This is a genomic window from Halorubrum sp. 48-1-W, assembly GCF_003287355.1.
In the GTDB taxonomy this organism is placed as follows: Archaea; Halobacteriota; Halobacteria; order Halobacteriales; family Haloferacaceae; genus Halorubrum.
Genome location: NZ_QMIM01000011.1, coordinates 108957 through 130045, shown reverse-complemented (window position 1 = coordinate 130045; position 21089 = coordinate 108957). Strand labels below are relative to the sequence as shown.

Annotated in this window: 17 protein-coding genes; 6 read left to right on the top strand and 11 right to left on the bottom strand. The window is 67.9% G+C overall.

Annotation, left to right across the window (positions count from 1 at the left end):
• Window positions 1-56 precede the first annotated feature (56 nt).
• Together DQW50_RS06270 and DQW50_RS06265 are read right to left on the bottom strand one after the other, a co-directional pair.
• Window positions 57-947 carry an endonuclease/exonuclease/phosphatase family protein gene (locus DQW50_RS06270; RefSeq protein WP_112078431.1) on the bottom strand — a complete coding sequence of 297 codons (891 nt, stop codon included), beginning with the start codon at window positions 945-947 and terminating at the stop codon, window positions 57-59.
• Between the two features lie 79 nt (window positions 948-1026).
• On the bottom strand, window positions 1027-2718 hold the full coding sequence (locus tag DQW50_RS06265) for a YegP family protein (RefSeq protein WP_112078430.1): 1692 nt from the start codon (window positions 2716-2718) through the stop codon (window positions 1027-1029).
• A gap of 198 nt (window positions 2719-2916) precedes the next feature.
• Between DQW50_RS06265 and ligA the strand changes: the two genes are divergently transcribed.
• The 4 genes from ligA to DQW50_RS06245 all read left to right on the top strand — a co-directional run bounded on the left by ligA (window position 2917) and on the right by DQW50_RS06245 (window position 8251).
• The gene (gene ligA, locus DQW50_RS06260) at window positions 2917-5073 is read left to right on the top strand and encodes an NAD-dependent DNA ligase LigA (protein ID WP_112078429.1); all 2157 of its coding nucleotides are present in this window, start codon (window positions 2917-2919) and stop codon (window positions 5071-5073) included.
• A gap of 148 nt (window positions 5074-5221) precedes the next feature.
• Window positions 5222-6175: an ABC transporter ATP-binding protein gene (locus DQW50_RS06255; RefSeq protein ID WP_112078428.1), complete on the top strand. Its 954-nt coding sequence runs from the start codon at window positions 5222-5224 to the stop codon at window positions 6173-6175.
• A complete protein-coding gene (locus tag DQW50_RS06250) occupies window positions 6172-6987 on the top strand; it encodes an ABC transporter permease subunit (RefSeq protein WP_112078427.1) in 816 nt (271 codons plus the stop codon). The genes DQW50_RS06255 and DQW50_RS06250 overlap by 4 nt, the downstream gene beginning before the upstream one ends.
• A 64-nt stretch (window positions 6988-7051) precedes the next feature.
• The gene (locus DQW50_RS06245; RefSeq protein ID WP_112078426.1) at window positions 7052-8251 is read left to right on the top strand and encodes a PQQ-dependent sugar dehydrogenase; all 1200 of its coding nucleotides are present in this window, start codon (window positions 7052-7054) and stop codon (window positions 8249-8251) included.
• 21 nt (window positions 8252-8272) lie between these two features.
• Here the strand turns inward: DQW50_RS06245 and DQW50_RS06240 are convergent, their stop codons facing one another.
• Window positions 8273-9577: an O-acetylhomoserine aminocarboxypropyltransferase/cysteine synthase family protein gene (locus DQW50_RS06240; protein ID WP_112078425.1), complete on the bottom strand. Its 1305-nt coding sequence runs from the start codon at window positions 9575-9577 to the stop codon at window positions 8273-8275.
• A 123-nt stretch (window positions 9578-9700) separates the two neighbouring features.
• Here DQW50_RS06240 and DQW50_RS06235 point away from each other — a divergent pair, with 123 nt between their 5' ends.
• On the top strand, window positions 9701-10930 hold the full coding sequence (locus DQW50_RS06235) for an SPFH domain-containing protein (RefSeq protein ID WP_112078424.1): 1230 nt from the start codon (window positions 9701-9703) through the stop codon (window positions 10928-10930).
• A 7-nt stretch (window positions 10931-10937) separates the two neighbouring features.
• On the opposite strand, the gene DQW50_RS17825 is transcribed toward DQW50_RS06235, so the two are convergent.
• The 7 genes from DQW50_RS17825 to DQW50_RS06205 all read right to left on the bottom strand — a co-directional run bounded on the left by DQW50_RS17825 (window position 10938) and on the right by DQW50_RS06205 (window position 19728).
• Complete coding sequence (locus tag DQW50_RS17825) at window positions 10938-11078, bottom strand: hypothetical protein (protein ID WP_157964849.1); 141 nt, start codon at window positions 11076-11078, stop codon at window positions 10938-10940.
• Between the two features lie 58 nt (window positions 11079-11136).
• On the bottom strand, window positions 11137-12825 hold the full coding sequence (locus tag DQW50_RS06230) for a ribonucleoside-diphosphate reductase subunit alpha (RefSeq protein WP_112078423.1): 1689 nt from the start codon (window positions 12823-12825) through the stop codon (window positions 11137-11139).
• Window position 12826: 1 nt separating this feature from the next.
• The gene (locus DQW50_RS06225; protein WP_112078422.1) at window positions 12827-13855 is read right to left on the bottom strand and encodes a ribonucleotide-diphosphate reductase subunit beta; all 1029 of its coding nucleotides are present in this window, start codon (window positions 13853-13855) and stop codon (window positions 12827-12829) included.
• 544 nt (window positions 13856-14399) lie between these two features.
• Window positions 14400-14894, bottom strand: coding sequence for a hypothetical protein (locus DQW50_RS06220; protein ID WP_112078421.1), 495 nt, complete (start codon window positions 14892-14894; stop codon window positions 14400-14402).
• 114 nt (window positions 14895-15008) lie between these two features.
• Window positions 15009-15536 (bottom strand): hypothetical protein, encoded by a 528-nt coding sequence (locus tag DQW50_RS06215; protein WP_112078420.1) that lies wholly within the window; start codon window positions 15534-15536, stop codon window positions 15009-15011.
• A 154-nt stretch (window positions 15537-15690) separates the two neighbouring features.
• A complete protein-coding gene (gene uvrB, locus DQW50_RS06210) occupies window positions 15691-17745 on the bottom strand; it encodes an excinuclease ABC subunit UvrB (protein WP_112078419.1) in 2055 nt (684 codons plus the stop codon).
• Window positions 17746-17817: 72 nt separating this feature from the next.
• The gene (locus DQW50_RS06205) at window positions 17818-19728 is read right to left on the bottom strand and encodes a hypothetical protein (protein ID WP_241964364.1); all 1911 of its coding nucleotides are present in this window, start codon (window positions 19726-19728) and stop codon (window positions 17818-17820) included.
• A gap of 161 nt (window positions 19729-19889) precedes the next feature.
• Here DQW50_RS06205 and hisG point away from each other — a divergent pair, with 161 nt between their 5' ends.
• On the top strand, window positions 19890-20780 hold the full coding sequence (gene hisG / locus DQW50_RS06200; protein ID WP_112078418.1) for an ATP phosphoribosyltransferase: 891 nt from the start codon (window positions 19890-19892) through the stop codon (window positions 20778-20780).
• Between the two features lie 60 nt (window positions 20781-20840).
• On the opposite strand, the gene DQW50_RS06195 is transcribed toward hisG, so the two are convergent.
• Window positions 20841-21089, bottom strand: a complete 249-nt coding sequence (locus tag DQW50_RS06195; protein WP_112078417.1) for a GIY-YIG nuclease family protein — start codon at window positions 21087-21089, stop codon at window positions 20841-20843.

The window sequence follows — 21089 nt, the reverse complement described above, 5'->3', positions numbered from 1 at the left end:
CCCGAGGGCGGAGACGCGTCCGCGTCACCCAGGGACAGCGGTTCGTCTTCCGACCGTCACAGCCGTAGGCGAGCGAAAACCGGCAGGTGGTCCGACGGGAACCGTCCGCGGTCGTCGCGATCGGCGAGCGTCGCGAACGCCTCCACGTCGACGCCCGCCGAGACGAGCACGTGGTCGATCCGCCGGTTGTCGATCAGCCGAGAGAAGTCGGTGAGGCTCGTTCGCGGCCCATGTCGGACGTCGGCGAGCGTGGCCGTGTCCCGGAGCCCGCGGTTCGTCTCCGGGCTGTCATCGTTCGTCTCCGGGTCGGTTCCAGTCAGGATCCGGTGCGGATCCGACCCGGCCGTACAGTTGAAGTCGCCGACGAGGATTCGCGGAACGTGCCCGTCCGCCTCGGACGGCTCCCCGCGGCCGTCCGCGGTTCGGGCCGTTTCCCCCGCTGTGGCGAGTTCCGGGAGTCGCTCGCGGAGCAGTCGGGCGGACTCACAGCGCGCACGTGCGCCCACGTGGTCCAAGTGCGTGTTGACGACGAGCACCGACGGCTCGGCCGCGTCAGCCGACTCGTCGGTTCCCTCCCGCGGCCGGATCCGGACCCAGCTGGCGATCCGCGGGTGGGTGGCGTCCCAGCCGGTCGAGGGCTCCGTCGGCGTCTCCGAGAGCCAGAACGTCCCGTCGTCGGTCACCCGCCAGCGGTCGGCGCGGACCCCGATCGGGCACCCCTCGCCGGCGTCGTCGCGCTTCCGTCCCCGGCCGCGGAGGTCGTACTCGGGGAGTCGGTCGCGGAGGTCCGCGCGCTGGTCGGGACGTGGTTCCTGGAAGCCGACGACGTCGGGCCGGTGGAACCGGACCAGGTCGGCGACCCCGTCCCGGCGGGCGTGCCAGGCGTCGTGGCCGTCGTGTCGGTTCCGGTACCGGACGTTGTAGCTCATGACCCGGATCCGGTTCATCGTCGACCCCTCGTGAGCGAACCGACGTAAACCGCACGGGACGCGCGACCGGACCGCTCCGTCGGCCGACGGCTCCGGCTCACTCGACGGTTCGCTCCTCGGCACCCGGCGCGTTCCGCTTCACGCCAGTGACGGCCTCGACCGCGTTCGACCGGGAGGCGTACCCTTCACCGGAGTCGGCGACGATGTTCCCGTTGCGGTGGCGGAGTCGCCAGCGCCACTCGTCACCAGCGTCCTCGTAGATCTCGAAGGCGGCGTTCCCGACCTCCAGCACGTCGGCATCGGGGGCGTACTCGCGGATACGCTCGATCGCCGCCTGCGCCCCGTCCTTCGAGGCGTAGCCCTCGCCCGAGTCGGCGATAATGTTGCCGTTGCGGTGGCGGAGCCGCCAGCGGAACTCCCCGGCGTTGTCCTCGTAGAGCTCGACGGTCGCTTTCGTCCCGCCGTCGCCGGACCCCGCCCCGTCGCCCGCCTCGACGTCGAGGTCCTCGAGGGAAGCCTCCCCGACGTTCGACCGGACGCTCTCGAGCCCCTGCCGAGCCTTCGACCGGCTGCTGTACCCCTGCCCGGAGTCGGCGAGGACGTTGCCGTTCTCGTGGATCAGCCGCCAGCGCCACTTGCCGGCTCTGTCGGCGTACACCTCGAACGCTGACGGGTCGACCCGGAGGTAGTCGGCGGCGGCGACGTGCTCGCGGACACGCGAGAGCGCCCGCTTCGCGTTGGACTTCGAGGCGTAGCCCTCGCCGGAGTCGCCGATGACGTTGCCGTTGTCGTGGATCAGCCGCCAGCGCCACTCCCCGGCGTCGTCCTCGAACAGCTCGAAGGTCGCCTCGCTCGCGATCTCCTCGTCCTCGCTCGGGACGGCCACGTCCGGCTCGCCGGCGTCCGCGGGCTCTGGGCCGTCGTCGTCGGCGAGCGCCTCGGCCTCCTCGACGGCCGTGTCGATCCGTAACAGGCCGGCCCCGAGCGCGTTCCGCCTGACGCTGTGGAGCCCCTTCTGGGCCTTCCCGCGGCTACTGTACCCCTGCCCGGAGGTCGCGATCACGTTGCCGTTGCGGTGGCGGAGCCGCCAGCGCGGCTTCCCGCTCGCGTCCTCGAACAGCTCGAACCGGGCCTTGCTCTCGTACAGCGCAGTGGTCTCGTCCCGTGCGGTCTCGGTTTCCCCCTCGAGCTCCTCGATCCGTGTCTCGGCGGCCCCGAGCTCCTCGCGGGTCGTTTCCAGCTCTTCGCGGGTCGTTTCCAGCTCTTCGCGGGTCGTTTCGAGTTCGCGCCCGGTCTTCTCGCTCGCGCTCGCGGTGGCGGCCGTCTCCTTTTTCATCCGCTTGTAGTCCTCGTGGACCGGGTCCGTGATCAGCGGCACGATCGTTCCCGCCAGGCCGATCACGACGATACCCGCCGCGTACAGCAGGTTGACGGTCGAGTTCCCGGTCGCACGCGACCAACCGTCGGGGAAGACGACGAAGAAGTAGACGACCGCGGCGAGCGTCAACAGTCCACCGAGCGTTCCGAGCGTCGTCGCCGACCGTCGTAGCGGGAAGCGCACGATCGCGCCGAGCATGACCACCGGCGGGGAGAGCGCCACGAAGGCGTATCCCACCGCCCGGGCGGTCGTCCGCGGCGCGGTGACCGCGAAGACGACGACGCCGAACACGCCGAGAAGCACGCCGAACGAGAACAGCCAGTAGCCCCGAACCTCGTCGTCGGTCGTCGGGGTCCCGATACGGTTTTCGTACAGGTTCGAGAACGGCCCGTCGGGTGTCTCTTTTGCCATGTTCGGGACAATACCCTGCCGATGGGTTATATATGTGGGTCGATATCACACACAGCGGAGCTTATCTTCCGGTTAACCCCGCGTCCGTCGGATCGCCTTCACGGGGTCGACCGCATCGAGCCGACGCCTTCCCCCGGCCGGAGTTCGGCTGTTTCGACGTCGGTCGTTTTTAAGGGATACCGCCCCTACGACGACCCGATGACGAGCTCGTCGACGCGCTACGCGGACCCCGAGGAGAACCCCTACGTCGAGGAGCCGCCGACCGACTTCGAGCCGGTCGACGAGCTGTCGACCGGGACGGCCGAGCGGCAGGCCGAGCTCCTCCGGGCGGCGATCCGCGAGCACGACCACCGCTACTACGTCGAGGCCGACCCGCTGATCGAGGACGCGACCTACGACCGGCTGTTCGACCGGCTCCGGGAGCTCGAAGCAGCGTTCGACCTCGACACGCAGGGGTCACCCACCCGTCGGGTCGGCGGCGAGCCGCTAGACGCGCTGGAGACGGTCGAGCACGTCGCGCCGATGCGCTCCATCGACAGCGCGAAGGAGGTCGACGCGGTCCGCGAGTTCGACGAGCGCGTCCGCTCGGGGCTCCGCGAGGCGGGGTTCGATCCGGAGGACCGCCGGTACGTGTGTGAACCCAAGTTCGACGGGCTCTCCGTCGAGGTGATATACGAGGACGGCGAGTACGCCCGCGCCGCGACCCGCGGCGACGGGCTCGAGGGCGACGACGTGACCGAGCAGGTCCGGACGGTCCGGTCGGTCCCCGGGAGGCTCCGGGGTGACCCGCCGGGCCGGCTCGCGGTCCGCGGCGAGGTGTACATGCCCCGCCCCGCGTTCGAGACGTACAACGAGGAGCTGATCGAGCGCGGCGAGGAGCCGTTCGCGAACCCGCGGAACGCGGCTGCCGGGACGCTCCGCCAGCTCGACCCCGCGGTCGTCGCCGAACGACCGCTCGACGTCTTCTTCTTCGACGTGCTGGGTTGGGAGACCGCTGGAGCGGACGACGACGGGGACGCTCCCGATCGGCCGGACACCCACTGGGGCGACCTGCTGGCGTTCGACGACTTCGGACTTCGGCGGACCGACCGCGTCGAGCGGGTCGACGGGATCGACGCCGCGATCGACTTCCGCGACCGGCTGGGCGAGGACCGCGACGACCTGAACTACGGGATCGACGGCGTCGTGATCACGCTTGACGACCACGACGCCCGCGACGCGCTCGGGTCGACCTCGCGGGCCCCCCGCTGGGCGTTCGCCTACAAGTTCCCGCCCCGGACCGCGACGACGACGGTCGAGGGCGTGACCGTCCAGGTCGGCCGGACGGGCCGGCTCACCCCCGTCGCGGAGCTCGACCCGGTCGACGTCGACGGCGTCACCGTTTCGCGGGCGACGCTCCACAACCCCGCCGAGATCGAGGCGCTCGGCGTGAACGTCGGCGATCGGGTGCGGGTCTACCGCGCCGGCGACGTGATCCCGTACGTGCCGGAGGTGGTCGAGAAGCGCTCGGACGGGACGTACGCGTTCCCCGAGACGTGTCCGGTCTGTGACGCGCCGGTCGAGCGCGACGGCCCCCTCGCCTTCTGTACCGGCGGGCTCGGCTGTCCGGCCCAGCTGGAGCGCGCGGTCGAACACTGGGCCCGCCGGGACGGTCTCGACGTCGAGGGGCTCGGTCCCGAGCGCGTCGAGACGCTCCGGGAGGCCGGGCTCGTCGAGTCGTTGCCGGACCTCTACGACCTGACGGTCGCGGACCTCGCCGACCTGGAAGGGTGGGGCGAGACCAGCGCCGAGAACCTGATCGCGGCGCTCGAGGCGACCCGGGAGCCCCCTCTCGACCGGTTCCTCGCGGGCCTCGGGATCCCGGACGTGGGCCCGACGACCGCCCGGGCGCTGGCGGCGCACTTCGGCGACCTCGACTCACTGCTCGCCGCCGACGAGGCCGACCTCCGCGCGGTCGACGACGTGGGCCCGACGGTGGCCGAGTCGATCCGGACGTTCCTCGACGCGTCCGAGAACCGGGAGGCGATCGCGGCGCTCCGCGACCGCGGGGTCGACCCCGAGCCGGTCGAGACTCCCGGCGACGCCGACACTGCCCCCCTCGACGGGCTCACGTTCGTCTTCACCGGGTCGCTGTCGGTGACGCGCGGCGAGGCGCAGGCGCACGTCGAGGCCCACGGAGCGAACGCGACCTCGTCGGTGTCGGGGAACACCGACTACCTCGTCGCCGGCGAGGACCCCGGCCGATCGAAACGCGACGACGCCGACGCGGAGGGCGTGCCCGTCCTCGACGAGGCCGCGTTCGCCGACCTGCTCGAGGAGCGCGGGGTCGCGTGGCCGCCAGCGGCGGACGCGTAGCCGGCCACGATCGACGGCCACCAGCGGCGGACCCGTGGCCGGCCACGATCGACGGCCGCCAGCGGTGAACGCCGTTGTGACGCCCGTTTCGGGTGCCTCGTCGTGACGACCCGCAGCCCTTTATCGGATGCCACGGGAACGGGGACGTATGACCGCCATCGACCTGCGCGGCGTGACGAAGGAGTTCCCGGGTGTCACGGCCGTGCGCGACCTCGACCTCACGGTCGAGGAGGGAGAGGTGTACGGCTTCCTCGGCCCCAACGGGGCCGGCAAGTCGACGACCATCGACATGGTGCTCGATTTCGTCAGGCCAACCGAGGGGACGGTGACGGTGCTCGGGCGCGACGCCACCGTCGACAGCGTCGAGATCCGTCGGCGGACCGGCGTCCTCCCGGACGGGTTCTCCGTGTACGACCGGCTCTCCGGCCGGAAACACGTCGAGTTCGCCATCGAGTCGAAGGAGGTCGACGTCGACCCCGACGCCGTCCTCGACCGGGTCGGCCTCCTCGAGGACGCCGACCGCAAGGCCGGCGGCTACTCCAAGGGGATGCGCCAGCGGCTCGCACTCGGGATGGCGCTGGTCGGCGAGCCGGAGCTTCTGATCCTCGACGAGCCGTCCTCGGGGCTGGACCCCGCGGGCGTGAAGGACATGCGCGAGATCGTCACCGCGGAGGCCGACCGCGGTGCGACCGTCTTCTTCTCCTCGCACGTGCTCGCACAGGTCGAGGCGGTCTGTGACCGCGTCGGCATCCTCCGGGCGGGCGAGCTCGTCGCCGAGGACTCCATCGAGGGGCTCCGAGAGGCGGTCGGCGACGGTGAGACGCTGGAGGTGACCGTCGACGCCCCGTCCGACGACGTCCTCGACGCGGTCCGCGCGGTGGAGGGCGTCGACCGGGTGGACGCCGACGGCGACACGCTCCTCGTGAGCTGTGACCCCGGCGTGAAGACGCGGGTCATCGCCGCAGCCGAGGACGCCGGGGCCGTCGTCGACGACTTCCACACGTCGGAGGCGTCGCTCGAGGACCTCTTCTTGGCGTACACGGAGGGCGAGGCGACGCCGACCGGACGGGAGGACCCGGCCGTCGGAGGGGTGGACGCGTGAGCCTCCTCGCGGTCGCGAACAAGGACTTCCAGGACACGGTCCGCTCGCGCGGGATGGTGCTTCTCGTCGCGCTGTTCTCGCTCCTCGTCGCCGTCTTCGCGTACGTCGTCCGTCCCCAGGGGCAGGCCGACCAGTTCGCGACGGAGCTCCTCTTGAGCACGTTCGTCGGCCCGGTGCTCGTCACCGGCCTGGTCCCGCTCGTGGGCGTCGTCGTCGGGTACAACGCCGTGAGCGGCGAGCGCGAGTCCGGCTCGCTGAAACTGCTCCTCTCGTTGCCCCACTCGCGGGCGGACGTCGTCTTCGGCAAGGTGCTCGGGCGGAGCGCCGCGTTGGCGCTCGCGGTCTTCGCCGGCTTCCTCCTGCCCGCGCTCGTGTTGATCGTCGTCCCGGTGACGTTCAACGCGGGCTCGTTCCTCGGGTACACCGTCTTCGCCGCGGCGCTCGGGGTGGTGTTCGTCGCCATCGCGGTCGGCTGTTCGGCCGCCGTGGCGACCCGCCAGCGCGCGCTGATCGCCGGGATCGGCGTCTACGCCCTCTTCGTGCTGTTGTGGGGACTGTTCACCGGGCGCGTGATCGGCGCCTTCTCCGGTCCCATCGAGGCGCTCCCCGTCTCGATGCGACAGATCCAGACGTTCCTCGAGGTCGCGAACCCGACGACCGGGATCGAGGTGCTCGCGAACGGCTTCCTCGCCGACCAGCTGTTCTCCGGCGAGTCGGCGAACCGGCAGGTCTCCGCGGTCGCGATGCTGGTCTTCTGGGCGCTCGCGCCGCCGCTGGCCGGCCTGTTGAAGTTCGACCGCGAAGACCTCTGACGCGACCTCTCCCGGTCTCACGACCACCGTGTGGTTCATCCCCGCGCCGACCCACCGTCCGTCCATGGACCGACGCCGATTCCTCTCGCTCGCGGGCCTCGCCGGGACCGGCACGCTCGCCGGCTGTACGGCCCCCGAGGGCAGGCCCGACGATCCTACCGGCGACGGCGTCGATGACGGCGACACGTCGTCCGACGCGTACGCGGTCGAGACCGTCGCGTCCGGGTTCGAACACCCCTGGGCGCTCGCGTTCCTCCCCGACGGCGACCTCCTCGTCACCGAGCGCGCCGGGACGCTGGACCTCGTCGACCGCGGATCGGGCGACCTCCGGGTCGTCGAGGGGACCCCGGCGGTCGACGCTCGCGGCCAGGGCGGCCTCCTCGACGTCGCGCTCCACCCCGAGTATCCGGACCGGCGCTGGACGTACCTCACGTACTCGGCGGCGAACGCCGACGGCGACACGGCCACCCACCTCGGCCGCGGACGGCTCGACCCGGAGTCCGCCCGGCTGGAGGGGTTCGAGGTGCTCCACGTCGCCGAGCCCTTCGTCGACTCGACGGGCCACTACGGGTCGCGGGTCGTCTTCGGCGACGACGGCCGGCTGTACGTGACCGTCGGCGACCGCCAGTTCAAGGATTTCGGCCCGGACCACGTCGCCCAGGACCTCGGCGTCGAACTCGGCAAGACCCTCCGGCTCACTGCGGACGGGTCGGTCCCCGACGACAACCCGTTCGTCGACGACCCCGACGCGCGGGATCCGATCTTCAGCTTCGGCCACCGCAACGCGCAGGGGTTGACGGTCCACCCCGAGACGGGGGCGCTCTGGGAGAGCGAGTACGGCGAGCGGGACGGCGACGAGATAAACGTGATACGTGAGGGGGAAAACTACGGCTGGCCGGTCGCAGACGAGGGGTGTACCTACGACTCGGGCGAGCCCATCGGCGTCTCCCACGACGACCGCGAGGACGTGACCGCCCCGGCGTACTCGTGGCCCTGCGGGAGCGGCGGCTTCCCGCCCGGCGGGATGACGTTCTGTACCGGGACCGCGTTCCCCGACTGGGAGGGGGACCTGTTCGTCGGCGGGCTCGCTGTGCGGGCGCTCGGGCGCCTCACCGTCGAGGGGAGCACGGTGACCGGCGAGGAGCGGTTGCTCGCCGACCGGGGGTGGCGGGTCCGCACCGTCGCCGAGGCTCCCGACACGGGCCACCTCTACGTCGCGGTCGACGCCGGCGACGCCCCGGTCGTGCGGCTGATGCCGGCGTGAGCGTCCGTCGGGAGGCCCTCCTCACTCGGTCGCAGTCTCTATCGCCGTCTCCAGGTCCGCGACGATGTCGGCGGGGTCCTCGATCCCGACCGAGAGCCGCACCATGTCGCCGGTGACGCCCGCAGCCTCCCGTTCTTCCTCCGTCAACTGCTGATGCGTCGTCGAGCCGGGGTGGATCACGAGCGTCTTCGCGTCGCCGACGTTCGCCAGGAGTGAGGCGAGTTCCGCGTTCTCGACGGTCGCCTTCGCGGTCTCGAAGCCGCCCGCAAGCCCGAACGCGATCATGCCGCCGTACCCGCCCTCGAGGTACTCGCCCGCCTCCTCGTGGGTCTCGTGGCTCTCCAACCCGGGGTAGTTCACCCACGCCACGTCCTCGTGTCCCTCGAGGTACTCCGCGACGATCCCGGCGTTCTCACAGTGGCGCTCCATCCGCAGCGGGAGCGACTCGGTCTGCTGGAGCGTGTTCCACGCGTCGAAGGGGGCCTGCTGGTTACCCAGGTCGCGTAGCCCCCGGGTCACCGCCGCGAACGTGAACGCCGTGTCGCCGAACGCGTCGACGTAGTTGATCCCGTGGTAGGCGGGGTTGTCCTGGGCTATCTCCGGGAACTTCTCGGGGTACTCGCCCCAGGGGAAGGAGCCGCCGTCGACGAGGATCCCGCCGATCGTGGTCCCGTTGCCGGTGAGCCACTTGGTCGTCGACTCCCAGACGAGGTCCGCGCCGTGCTCTATGGGTCGACAGAGGTACGGCGTCGCGAACGTGTTGTCGACGAAGAGCGGCACGCCGTGCTCGTGGGCGATCTCGGCGACCCGCTCGATGTCGGGGGTGACGAGCGACGGGTTGCCGATCGTCTCGAGGTGGACGTAGGCGGTGTCGTCGTCGATCGCGTCGGCGTACCCCTCGTAGTCGAGCGGGTCGACGAACCGCGTCGACACGCCACGTCGCTCGACGGAGTGGGTGAGGTAGGTGTAGGTGCCGCCGTACAGCGCCGAGGAGGTGACGACGTTGTCGCCGGCCGAAGCCAGCATGAACGTCGCGAGGTCGAGCGCCGCCATTCCCGAGGCGGTGGCGATCGCGGCCACGCCGCCCTCGAGGGAGGCGATCCGCTCCTCCAAGGCGGCGTTCGTCGGGTTCATGATCCGCGAGTAGACGTTGCCGGCCTCCTCCAGCGCGAACAGCCGTGCGGCGTGGTCGGCGTCGTCGAACTCGTAGGCGGTCGTCTGGTAGATGGGCGTCGCGCGCGCCCCGGTCGTGGGGTCCGGTGTCGACCCGGCGTGAACGCTTCGCGTGCGGAACTCGTGGCCGTCGTCGTCCTCGTCGGTCGGCATGTAGACCCCTCCGTTCCGGGGTGGGTTAAACCCGGCAGACGTTCGCGTATGCTACCGGTAGCTCGGATCTGCGGAGTGCGGTTTCGTGCGAACTGTTAACGTCGTCGAACCGTAACGTTGTGTATGGGAACACAAGGTCCGCGGGGTGGCCCTCCGGAGCTCGGCGACCTGGCCGGCGGGATCCCCGACTCGGTCTGGCAGTACACGGCGCTGGCGTTCGCGCTGGTCGTCGGGTTCGCGGTGTTGAGCCAGAGCCTCGTCTACGGGGTCGGCGTGCTGGCGGTCCTGCTCGCGTTGGTCACCGTCGCCAGCGCGGTCGAGATCGTCGACGCCTACGAGAAGGAGGCGTTGACGGTGTTCGGCGAGTACCGGGAGCTGTTGGAGCCCGGCGTCCACCTCATCCCGCCGTTCGTCTCGCGGACGTACGCGTTCGACATGCGGACGCAGACGCTGGACGTGCCCCGTCAGGAGGCGATCACGCGGGACAACTCGCCGGTGACCGCCGACGCCGTGGTGTACATCAAGGTGATGGACGCGAAGAAGGCCTTCCTCGAGGTCGACGACTACAAGAACGCGACCTCCAACCTCGCGCAGACCACGCTCCGGGCCGTCCTCGGCGACATGGAGCTCGACGACACGCTCTCCCGGCGCGAGCAGATCAACGACCGGATCAACGAGGAGCTGGACGAGCCGACCGACGAGTGGGGGATCCGCGTCGAGGGCGTCGAGGTCCGCGAGGTGAGCCCCTCCCAGGAGGTCCAGCGCGCGATGGAACAACAGACCGGCGCCGAACGCCGGCGGCGGGCGATGATCCTCGAAGCGCAGGGGGAACGCCGCTCCGCCGTCGAGCAGGCCGAGGGTGACAAACAGTCGAACATCATCCGCGCACAGGGGGAAAAACAGAGCCAGATCCTCGAGGCGCAGGGGGACGCGATATCGACCGTGCTGCGCGCGCGCTCCGCGGAATCGATGGGCGAACGCGCCATCATCGAGCGCGGCATGGAGACGCTCGCGGAGATCGGAAAAGGCGAGTCCACCACGTTCGTCCTCCCCCAGGAGCTCACGAGCCTCGTCGGCCGCTACGGCAAGGCGCTCTCCGGCTCCGATGTCCAGCAGATGGAGGGGTTAGCGAGCAAGGAGTTCGACGAGGAGACGGAGAAGATGCTCGGCTTGGAGGACATCGAGAGCGCCCTCGAACAGCTCGATACGGTGGCCGACAGCGACCTGCGGACCGACGAGACGCGGGACGCCGACACGGCCCGCGACGTCGACCTCGCCAAACAGGAGGCGACGACCCGCGAGGCCGACCGCGACATCGAACTGGAGACCGAAAGCGAGCGACCGGGAACGTAAGCCCGACTCACGGTTGCCACACGTCGTCGACGGAGAAGATCGCCGGCACCGCGATCGCGGCGCCGCCGCATGGATCGGTGACGTTCCCGGAGCCGAAGACATCGATCCCGAGGCGGACCGGACATCGATCCCGAGGCGGACCGGACATCGATCCCGAGGCGGAGACGGGTTGACTGTGACGGTAGGCGAGCCGCTACGAGTGGCGATCAGCTCTCACAGGCTCTACACTCGAGAATATCCCGACTGAATTTCTGTGCGGCATTCACGCTGTTCTGATAGTAGAGGCTCTTGACCCCCTTCTTCCAAGCTTCTATGTAGAGCTGATTGATCTCCTTGACGCTCACTTCACTCGGGTCGATCGAGACGTTCACGCTCTGCGCTTGGTCTATGTATTTTTGTCTCTGTGCTGCCTGATTGATGATCGCCATCTGCGGTATCTCGGCGAAGGTCTTGAACACCTCTTTCTCTTCGTCCGTCAAACAGTCGAGATGTTGAACGCTCCCGTCCTTATTCGCGATGCTGTCCCAGACTTCGCGGGTGTCTTTGCCCCTCTCCGCCAGTATCGCCTGAAGAAACCTGTTTTTTTGCGTCGACTTTAGCTTCGCACTGTCTCGCACGAAGTAGTTCGCTTTCAGCGGCTCGATGCTCGGACTGACCTGACCCAGAATGACGCTGCTCGATTTTGTCGGAGCCACGCTCATCGTCGTCGTATTCCGCCTGCCGTAGCCCTCAAGAACCTCTGGCTCCCCGAACTCATCGGCAAGCGCTTCACTCGCCTCGTAACTTCGCTCTTTGATCGTCCGGAACATCTCTCCGTTCTTCTCCATCGCCTCCATGCTGTCGAAGGGAATCATGTTGCTCTGGAGGTAGCTGTGCCAACCGAGGACGCCGATTCCTATCGCTCTGTGTCTCTTCGCAAACCGCACAGCCCGCTCCATGAACTGTACTCCCTCCGTGAGCTGGATGAATTCCTCCATCACCGCGTCCAGAAACCGCGTCAGAGTCTCCACCGCATCGGTGTCCTTCCATTCGTCGTAGTGGAGAGCGTTCATACTTGAGAGACAGCAGACGAAGCTCTCGTCCGCCGTGGCTGGCAGTGCTATCTCGGTACACAGGTTGGACGCGTTTATTTGATAGTCTTTGTCCTTGTAGACCTGTGGTTTCCCCTCGTTCATATTCCCCCGGAAGATGATATACGGAACGCCGATATTGATCCGGGTCTCGATGATATCCGCCCAGGTCTCTCGCTTCTCTTCGTCGCCGTCAATCATCGACTGAAACCAGTCGTCCCCGATGATGACGCCGTAGTAGATGTCCTGTACTGGGTCCCCTTCGGTTTTGATGTTAAGCCATTCTTCCAAGTCATCATGTTCGACGTCGATATAGCCGGCGAACTGCCCCCTCCGGGTTTCTCCCTGGCTGATGACGTTGATGATCGTATCGAACAGCTCTGTGAAACTGTAACTCCCGTTGCTCTTGCCGTTGTTCGTTATCGGACTGCCCCGCGGCCGCAGCTCACCGAAGTATCCGCTCGTGCCCCCACCCTGCTTGGTCATTTCACCCACCTCGGCTTGGGTGTAGAGGATGCTCTCTATGTTATCCTGCATGTAGCTACCGAAGCAACTGATAGGAAGGCCCCTGTCCAGTCCGAAGTTGGACCATACTGGGCTGGCGAGACTGTAGAAGCCGCGGCTCATGTACTCGTAGAACTTGTCCGCGAAGCCTTCCTCACCCAAGATCTCTTCGGCGCGCTCCGCTATCTGTCTGACTCTCTCTTCCGCTTCGACGCCGTCAAGCAGGTACCCCTCTCTAAGGAACTCCCTGCTGTCCTCGTTCAGCCAGTAAAACGGTTCGGTATGTTGTTGCTCAACGCTGTCGAGTTCTGTTTGTGCCATTTTAGAACATGTCCTCGGCGGTAACGCTCTGTGTGTGTTTGTTGTACGTGGTCGACCGCTTGCTGAAGAAGTCGTTATCCTTCGTCATCATAACGTCCTCGTCGAACCAGCGCGTCTCCTCAAGCAGGTCGTCGTCCGTCTCGAATATCGGTTCAACGCCGACGGTTTCGAGACTCTGATTGAACCGATCTCGCAGAAACGCGTCGACATGCGCTCTGGGAAGGAAATCCAGCTCGCCGTCGGCGAATATCCAATCCAGTATCTCCATCTCTGCCTCGTAGGCCTGCTGACAGGCCTCCCGGACGTCCGCCCCGAAGTCGTCATCGAAGAGGTCCGGGTTCTCCTCTCTGATCGTCTCCACCAGCTCAACCCCGAACAGCCCGTGAATCTGCTCCTCTTTGCTGGTTGCTTCGACCGCGTTCGCTATTCCCTTGAACTTCTTTTCGTGCTTGTCGAAGCTTGTCATTACGAGGAACTGGCTGAATAGCGATACGTGTTCGACGAACGTACTGAACAGCAGGATGCTCATCACGTACTCTCGTTCGTCGTCGCTCTCGCTCTTCTCCAGATACTCATCGAGATACTCGATCCGCTCTTTGATCGCTGGCTCCTCAGTTACCTGCTCGAAATCGTCCGTGATCCCTAAGACGTCGAGTAGGTGACTGTAGGCATCCATGTGCCGCACCTCGCTTTCCGCAAAGGTCATACCCACGTTCCCGACCTCGGCTTTGGGCATCTCCTCGTAGATATCCGACCAAAACGTCTTCACTTGCACCTCGATCTGCGCGATAGCCAACATCGTCCGCTTGATAACGGTCCGCTCAGCAGGAGTCGTGTTGACCTTGAAGTCTTGGACATCTCCGTCGAAATTGAACTCCGTGTGTACCCAGTAGCTGTTCCGGATCGCCTCGACGTAGTCGAGAAACTCGCTGTACTCGTAGGGCTTCAGCTGTTTTCTCTCCGAGAAGATGTCCGTCTCGATATCTGCGCCTGTACTCGCGTTCGTGTTTGCGTCTTCGCTTTCACTCATTTGGCCACCTCAAACGTGACCGATTGCGTTGGATTGCCTCTGCCACTGTCTCGCATCAGTCTGGTGAGTCCGACCGCAGTCGTGTCGCTCGGGAGACGGTCTTACAGCGTAACGTGAGTTTAGCCGTGTGAACCGTATCGGATCCCACTGACTCCACTGTTATAAGTATTACCAACAAAATTGTAGTATAACAAATTAGCTTTCATGCTGAGGGCAGAGTCGTTCCTCCGATCCACGAACGGACGGTGCCGAGACGGAGACTGAGTGGTGATCTCCGGTTACGGGTGGTCGCTACAGTGCCCAACTGGTAGCGTCAAGCCCCCACGCGAGTCCGATCGCGGAGGTCCCGTCGAGCAGTTCGGCGAGAAGCGCGAACCCGGAACCGGGCGCGAGCGAGAGACCGACGAGACGTGAGACTCGGACGATGTCGACCTCGCCCGCCGGGGGGCGAGACCCGCGAGGCCGACCACGACATCGAGTTAGTGACCGAGAGCGAGCGGCTCGGGAGCTGATAACGGAGGTCGGTGCGGGGGCGAGCCACCACTTAAGGCCGCCAGTTCACCGGATCGACCGCCCACAGCGCGCCGACCGCGAGGACGCCGGCGACGAGCGCGAGCGGATCGGCCGACGCGACCGCGACCGACGCGAGTAGCAGGACCGCGCCGGCGAGCAGCGCGATCGTGTCTTCCGTGGTCGACGCGCGCACGACGGGTGCCACCGCGCCGCCGGCGAGAGTGCCGGCCGCGACCGTGGCGGGGGGACCGGCGCGTAGCGTCGCGAGTCCCTCCGAGGCGGCGAACGCGGCGAAGGGTGCCCCGACGTCGGTGCCGACCCCCGTGCCGAGCGCCAGCGCGCCGACAGCGCCGAGCCCGGGCGCGGCCAGAAGCGAGGTCGGAGACGGGACGACGAGGTCGGGGTCGCCGGACGCGGTCGCCGAGCCGGGGACGACCGTGGGCGCGACGGTCGCCGCGGTCGCGAAGGCGGCGACGCCGACAGCGAGCAGCCCGAGTCCGAGGAGGCGACGGCGTAGGGTGGCCATACCGACCGGAAGGCCGCCGGGGCACAAAGCGGTCGCGGGACGGAGCCGAGACCGGCGGGGGAGACGTCACACCGTCACGCCGGCGCGGTGTCACACCGTCACGCCGGCGCGGTGTCACACCGTCACGCCCGCCCGGTCGCCCTCGACCGAGACGACGACGCGCTCCGGTTGCCCGCGCCCGTCGGCCAGGCGGACGAGGAGCGTGTGGACCGCGGGGTCGTCCTCGTCGCCCGGCCGGTGGCCGATCTCGTCGGCCGTGACCCGCAGCGCGCGGTCGCCGATCCGGCTCACCGACCCGAGCCGGACGTCGAGCCCCGGCGGAGCCAGCCGCTGGAGCACCACGAGCACGGCGTCGCCCCCGTCGTCGACGAACGGCGTCGCGTCGACGAACGACAGCGTCCGCTCCGCGTCCCCGAGGATCGCCCGCTTTGCCCCCGTCGACGACCGAAACGCGAGGGCGTGTGTCGGGAGGCCCGGCGGCTGTGCGCGCACGCTCTCCGCGGGAACGAGCGGGTCGTCGTCCACGTATCGGCTCGCAACCGCGAGGTCCCGCGGGGTCGACGCCGCGAGGTCGTGGAGCCGGTCCGTACACCCCGCGGTCGCGACGGCGAGCGCGCCGACCACGAGCGCGCGACGGTACATGCTCCCCGGTCGGTCGCTCGCGGATGAAAACTCCGTCGCCCCGACTCGCCAGCGTGATATTTGGTATCGGTCTCTCACCGGCGGCCGATACCCCCTCGAGGCAACCGATCGTGTCGCCCCGGATCGGTTTTCGTCCCGAAACCGCCCGCCCCCGCTACTCGTCAAGCATCGGCGCGGGCACGCCCTCCTCGTCGCCGTCGAGCTCGAACGCCCGGCGTAGCTCCGCGATCCGGTCGCGGATGTCCGCGGCCAGCTCGAACTCCAGGTTGCTCGCGGCCTCGTTCATCCGGTCTTCGAGCGCCTCGATCTGCGCTTTCGCTTCGTCCTCGCTCTCCACGTCGCCGACGCTGACGCCGCTCGTGTCCGTCTTCGAGCCCGGGAGGTTGGTCTCGCCGACCGGCTTGTCGATGGTGGTCGCCTCGTAGCCGTGCTCGGCGTTGTACGCCAGTTGGATCTCCCGGCGACGCTGGGTCTCCTCGATCGCCTGCTCCATCGAGTCGGTGACCCGGTCCGCGTAGAGGACCACCTCGCCGTTGACGTTGCGGGCTGCCCGCCCCATCGTCTGGACGAGGGTGGTGGTCGAGCGTAAGAATCCCTCCTGGTCGGCGTCGAGGATGGCGACGAGGCTCACCTCGGGGATGTCGAGCCCCTCTCGGAGCAGGTTGATCCCGACGAGCACGTCGATGTTGCCGAGCCGGAGGTCGCGGATGATCTCGTGTCGCTCCAGGGTGTCCGTCTCGTCGTGCATGTACGCCACGTCGACCCCGGCCTCCTCGAAGTACTCCGTGAGGTCCTCGGCCATGCGCTTCGTGAGCGTGGTGACGAGGACGCGCTCGTCGCGGTCGATCCGCTCGTCGACGCGTTCGAGGAGGTCCTCGACCTGCCCGGTCGCGCCCGTCACCTCCACCTTCGGGTCGACGAGGTGGGTGGGGCGGACGATCTGTTCGACGACGTTCGCCGACTCCTCGCGTTCGTACTCGCTCGGCGTCGCGGAGACGTACAGCGTCCGGTCGGTCTTCTCCTCGAACTCCTCGAACGTCAGCGGGCGGTTGTCGTAGGCGGTCGGGAGCCGGAACCCGTTCTCGACGAGCGAGTCCTTTCGCGACTTGTCGCCCTCGTACTGCCCTTTGATCTGGGGGATCGTCTGGTGGGACTCGTCGATGACGGTGAGGAAGTCGTCGGGGAAGTAGTCGAGGAGCGTGTAGGGGGCGTCGCCGGGGTCGCGGTCGTCCATGTGGACGGAGTAGTTCTCGATGCCCGAACAGTAGCCCGCCTCGCGGAGCATCTCGAGGTCGAAGGTGGTGCGCTCCTCGATGCGCTGGGCCGCGACGAGGTCGCCCTGGCGCTCGAAGTAGCCGACCCGCTTCTCCATCAGCGACTCGATCTCGGCGATCGCCTGTTCCAGCTGGTCGTCCGGGATCGAGTAGTGCTCCGCCGGGTGGAGCATCACCGCGGGCTCCTCGGAGACGACCTCGCCTTTCATCGGGTCGACCTTGAGCATGCGATCGATCTCCTCGCCCCACAGCTCGACCCGGACCGCGTACCGGCCGTACATCGGGTAGATCTCGACGGTGTCGCCGCGCACGCGGAACGTGCCCTGCGTGAAGTCCACGTCGTTGCGCTCGTAGTTCAGGTCGACGAGCCGGGCGAGCAGCTCCTCGCGACCGACCGCCTCGCCGACCGCTAAGCGGAGCGCCATGTCGCGGTAGTTCCCCGGGTCGCCGAGTCCGTAGATGGCCGACACCGAGGCGACCACGATCACGTCGTCGCGGGTGAGCAGCGAGCGCGTCGCGGAGTGGCGCAGGCGGTCGATCTCCTCGTTTATCGACATCTCCTTGTCGATGAACGTGTCCGTCTGCTCGACGTACGCCTCCGGCTGGTAGTAGTTGTAGTAGGAGACGAAGTACTCGACGGCGTTGTCCGGGAACAGCTCGCGGAACTCCTCGTACAGCTGGGCCGCGAGCGTCTTGTTGTGGGCCAACACGAGGGTCGGCCGGTCCAACTCCTCGGCGACCCACGAGACGGTGTTGGTCTTTCCGGAGCCGGTCACGCCGAGGAGGGTCTGCGTGTCCGCGCCCGACTCGAACCCCTCGACGAGTTCCTGGATCGCCTCGGGCTGGTCGCCCGCGGGCTCGAACGGGGCGTCGACGCGGAGGGGGCGGTCGACGGTCGGGCGGTCCTCCGAGAGGGGGGAGTCGGCGTCGCTCACGATACGCGTCGTTGGCGATGGAGGCACTTGAGCGGCGCGGGGATCGACGGCGGCGCGGTCCCGTGCGAGCGGTCACATCCCCCTGCGGATATCTTTCTTATCGATACCTCGCAACAACAGCCCGATATTCTCGTCCGGCGATCGCTCTCCGGCTCCGGCCAGATGGACGAGCGGGGCGTCCAAGGCGGTTGCGCTCGCGTAGGTCGGCCCCTCGTCGCCGTCATCGTCTCCCTGTCTGCCGAGTATCTTGACGTTCACGGCGTTGAGTCCCTTCCGCCCCGTATCGGTCTGCGTCAACGCGTGCGACGCCATCGCCTCGATCAGTTCCGCCTTGTTCATCTCGGTTCCCTGTACCCGAGCGCTACCGATCGCCGACCCGTATCGGCTCCGGTCGCGGGAGAACCCCTCGACGACGCGGTCGTCGTAGTCATCGCTCTCGATGTCTTCCGGGGCCACGCTCGCGACCTCGGTCGGCCCCTCGTCGAAGAGGAGGGTCACCGAATCCTCGTACAGTGCGCCCTCGTCGAGGATCCACCCGCCGGCGAAGACGAGTTGATCGTCGCGGACGATCCGCCGGACGTAGAACAACCCGGGTAACGGACACGGGCAGTCCGCAGGCGTCACGGCCACGGGACAGACGAGTGTCGGGCTCACTGAGACGTCGCCGTCTCCCGGCATCACCATATCCCTGTCCTCACCCAGGATGATCTCGCCCCACGAGTCGAGCGTCTCGGGCTCGCGGAGGGTGCCGTCGGCCGCGACGAAGACGCACTTCCCGTCGGTGTCGGCCGACGCGGGCGCGCCGCTCACCACGGCACCGCCCTCGGTGCTGTAGCCGACGATACCCCGGTTCTCGGTGCGGTACGTGTCGAGTTCGGCCGAGAGTATCGTCCCACAGGAGATGTCCCGATGGAACGAGACGGGGCCGTCGAGCCGGATACAGCCCTCCTCGTCGTACGAGACGCCGCTCGCGCCGTACCGATCGTGAAACGGCGCCCGCTTGCCGCCCTCCTCGTACGACGCGGCGAAGTAGCTGAGCACGCGTCCCGGCGTGAGTTCCTCGGCCAGCGAGCCGAGATCGCCCGGCAGCCTGGCGTCGGGCAGGCTGACGGTGAAGCGCTCGCCGACGGTCGGCGTGCCTCGCAGGTACTCGATAACATCGATGAACCGCGGTCGCCCGGGGCGACGTTCGACGAGGAGGTCGTCGAGCCGCTCGATGTCTCCGAGGACGATCTCCTCGACGCCCGCGAGCTCTCGCACCGCCACGGCCCAGTTGGCGTCCTCGACGCCCCGGCGTGCGTTCCGGATTCCCTGCTCTCGGATCTCGGAGTTCTCACGGACCGTCTCACAGACGCCGGTCCCGCACTTGTCGAGGGCCGGTCTGAGAGCGTTCACGGTGGCGTCGATAAACGCGTCGAGGGCGCGTCTCGCTTCGTCCGGAGCGCGTCTGTCCACGGCGCCCTGTGCGGTCACGACGTGGCCCAGCAACTCGAGTTCGACGTCCAGAATGCCGTCTGCGTCATCGTCGGCGTCGTCGATGTCGTCGTCGGGACCGGCCCACCACTCCGAGCTGGGTTTGTTCGAGCGCGAGGAGTTGTAATCCCGGGCTTTCGTCACCCCACTTGTCGAAAAGCCTTCGAGTTCGATCTCCCGGGAGTCGGCCCGAGCCGTCGCCGGCACGTATGCGACCTCGACCGGACCGGTTCGGCGGACCTGCGTCTGGCCGCTGCTTCCGTCGTCGCCGGCGCCGCCCGCGAACCCGTCTACCGACGGCCGTCCGACGTAAAACGCCGCCGGCGTGGAGACCGTCGTCCCGAGCACCTGCTCGCCGGCGCGGTCCACCAGTCCGTCGAGGCCGGAACACCCCGCGAGCCCGCCGAGCGCGACTACCCCACCGGCGGCGAGAACCGCCCGTCTCGTCGGTCCGAGTCCGTCGGTACGGCCTCCGGTTCGGCGTCTCGCGGCGGTGGGTTTTGTACTCATGCCATATTCATAACGTTTTATAAGTATATAAGATAGCGTATATTAGCGCGCTAACTCGCACGTAGCTCGTCCGATATCCCGGATCCGCCGTCGGTCTCGGGTTCGCAGCGACCGAGCCACCGGACGAAAACGTTTCCCCGTCCCCCCGCGACGCTCTCCGTATGCGCATCGCCGTCCCCAACAAGGGTCGCCTACACGAACCGACGCTCTCGCTTCTGGAGCGCGCCGGGCTCCACGTCGCGGAGACCGCCGACCGACAGCTGTACGCCGACACGGTCGACGAGGACGTGACGGTCCTCTACGTCCGGGCGGCCGACATCCCCGAGTACGTCCGCGACGGCGCGGCCGACCTCGGCGTCACCGGCCTCGATCAGGCCGCCGAGTCCGGCGGCGTCGTTGCGGATCCCGCGGACGCGTCCGAGGACGACCTCGTCGATCTCCTGGACCTGGGGTACGGCTCCTGTCGGCTCGTCCTCGCCGCGCCGGAGGACGGCGAGGTGGCGACCGTCGAGGACCTTTCGGGGAAGACGGTCGCCACCGAGTTCCCGGCCGTCACCCGGGACTACCTCGACCGGATGGGCGTCGACGCCGACGTGGTCACCGTCACCGGCGCGACGGAGCTGACCCCCCACGTCGAGATGGCCGACGCCATCGTCGACATCACCTCGACGGGGACGACGCTGAAGGTGAACCGCCTCGCCGTGCTCGACGACGTGCTCGACTCCTCGGTCCGGCTGTTCGCCCGCCCGGACGTCGTCGACGACCCGAAGGTCGAGCAGGTGACCACGGCCTTCGAGTCCGTGCTGGCCGCCGACGGCCGGCGCTACCTGATGATGAACGCGCCGAAGGGACGGCTCGAGGAGGTGAAGGACGTGATCCCCGGGCTCGGCGGCCCGACCGTGATGGACGTCGAGGCCGACGCGGAGGGGAACGGCATGGTCGCGGTCCACGCCGTCGTCGAGGAGCGCGACGTCTTCGCGACCATCTCGGAGCTGAAGGCGGTCGGCGCGAGCGGCATCCTGGTCACCGAGATAGAACGGCTCGTCGAGTAGCGCTCTCCTCGGCTACCGCCGCGCTCACCCCTCGTCGCGCGCTCACCCCTCGTCGCGCGCTCACCCCTCGTCGATCAGTTCCTCCTTCTCCGCACGCGACAACGACTTGATCGCGTGCTCGCGCGACATCGCCATCGACCGCGAGTTGAACGACTCCACGTGTCGCAGGGTCACGGGGGTCCGCCCCCGGGTGTATTTGGCCCCCTCGCCGGCGTCGTGTTCGGCGACCCGACGCTCCACGTCGGTGGTGTAGCCGGTGTAGAGGGTGCCGTCGGCACACTCGAGCACGTAGACGTGGTGGTCGGCCAT

What these genes read in the sequence shown, in the direction of transcription:
- DQW50_RS06270 (WP_112078431.1), bottom strand. Translation starts at nt 947, where the DNA reads ATGAACCGGATCCGGGTCATGAGCTACAACGTCCGGTACCGGAACCGA.
- DQW50_RS06265 (WP_112078430.1), bottom strand. Translation starts at nt 2,718, where the DNA reads ATGGCAAAAGAGACACCCGACGGGCCGTTCTCGAACCTGTACGAAAAC.
- ligA (WP_112078429.1), top strand. Translation starts at nt 2,917, where the DNA reads ATGACGAGCTCGTCGACGCGCTACGCGGACCCCGAGGAGAACCCCTAC.
- DQW50_RS06255 (WP_112078428.1), top strand. Translation starts at nt 5,222, where the DNA reads ATGACCGCCATCGACCTGCGCGGCGTGACGAAGGAGTTCCCGGGTGTC.
- DQW50_RS06245 (WP_112078426.1), top strand. Translation starts at nt 7,052, where the DNA reads ATGGACCGACGCCGATTCCTCTCGCTCGCGGGCCTCGCCGGGACCGGC.
- DQW50_RS06240 (WP_112078425.1), bottom strand. Translation starts at nt 9,577, where the DNA reads ATGCCGACCGACGAGGACGACGACGGCCACGAGTTCCGCACGCGAAGC.
- DQW50_RS06235 (WP_112078424.1), top strand. Translation starts at nt 9,701, where the DNA reads ATGGGAACACAAGGTCCGCGGGGTGGCCCTCCGGAGCTCGGCGACCTG.
- DQW50_RS17825 (WP_157964849.1), bottom strand. Translation starts at nt 11,078, where the DNA reads ATGTCCGGTCCGCCTCGGGATCGATGTCCGGTCCGCCTCGGGATCGAT.
- DQW50_RS06230 (WP_112078423.1), bottom strand. Translation starts at nt 12,825, where the DNA reads ATGGCACAAACAGAACTCGACAGCGTTGAGCAACAACATACCGAACCG.
- DQW50_RS06225 (WP_112078422.1), bottom strand. Translation starts at nt 13,855, where the DNA reads ATGAGTGAAAGCGAAGACGCAAACACGAACGCGAGTACAGGCGCAGAT.
- DQW50_RS06220 (WP_112078421.1), bottom strand. Translation starts at nt 14,894, where the DNA reads ATGGCCACCCTACGCCGTCGCCTCCTCGGACTCGGGCTGCTCGCTGTC.
- DQW50_RS06215 (WP_112078420.1), bottom strand. Translation starts at nt 15,536, where the DNA reads ATGTACCGTCGCGCGCTCGTGGTCGGCGCGCTCGCCGTCGCGACCGCG.
- DQW50_RS06205 (WP_241964364.1), bottom strand. Translation starts at nt 19,728, where the DNA reads ATGAGTACAAAACCCACCGCCGCGAGACGCCGAACCGGAGGCCGTACC.
- hisG (WP_112078418.1), top strand. Translation starts at nt 19,890, where the DNA reads ATGCGCATCGCCGTCCCCAACAAGGGTCGCCTACACGAACCGACGCTC.
- DQW50_RS06195 (WP_112078417.1), bottom strand. Translation starts at nt 21,089, where the DNA reads ATGGCCGACCACCACGTCTACGTGCTCGAGTGTGCCGACGGCACCCTC.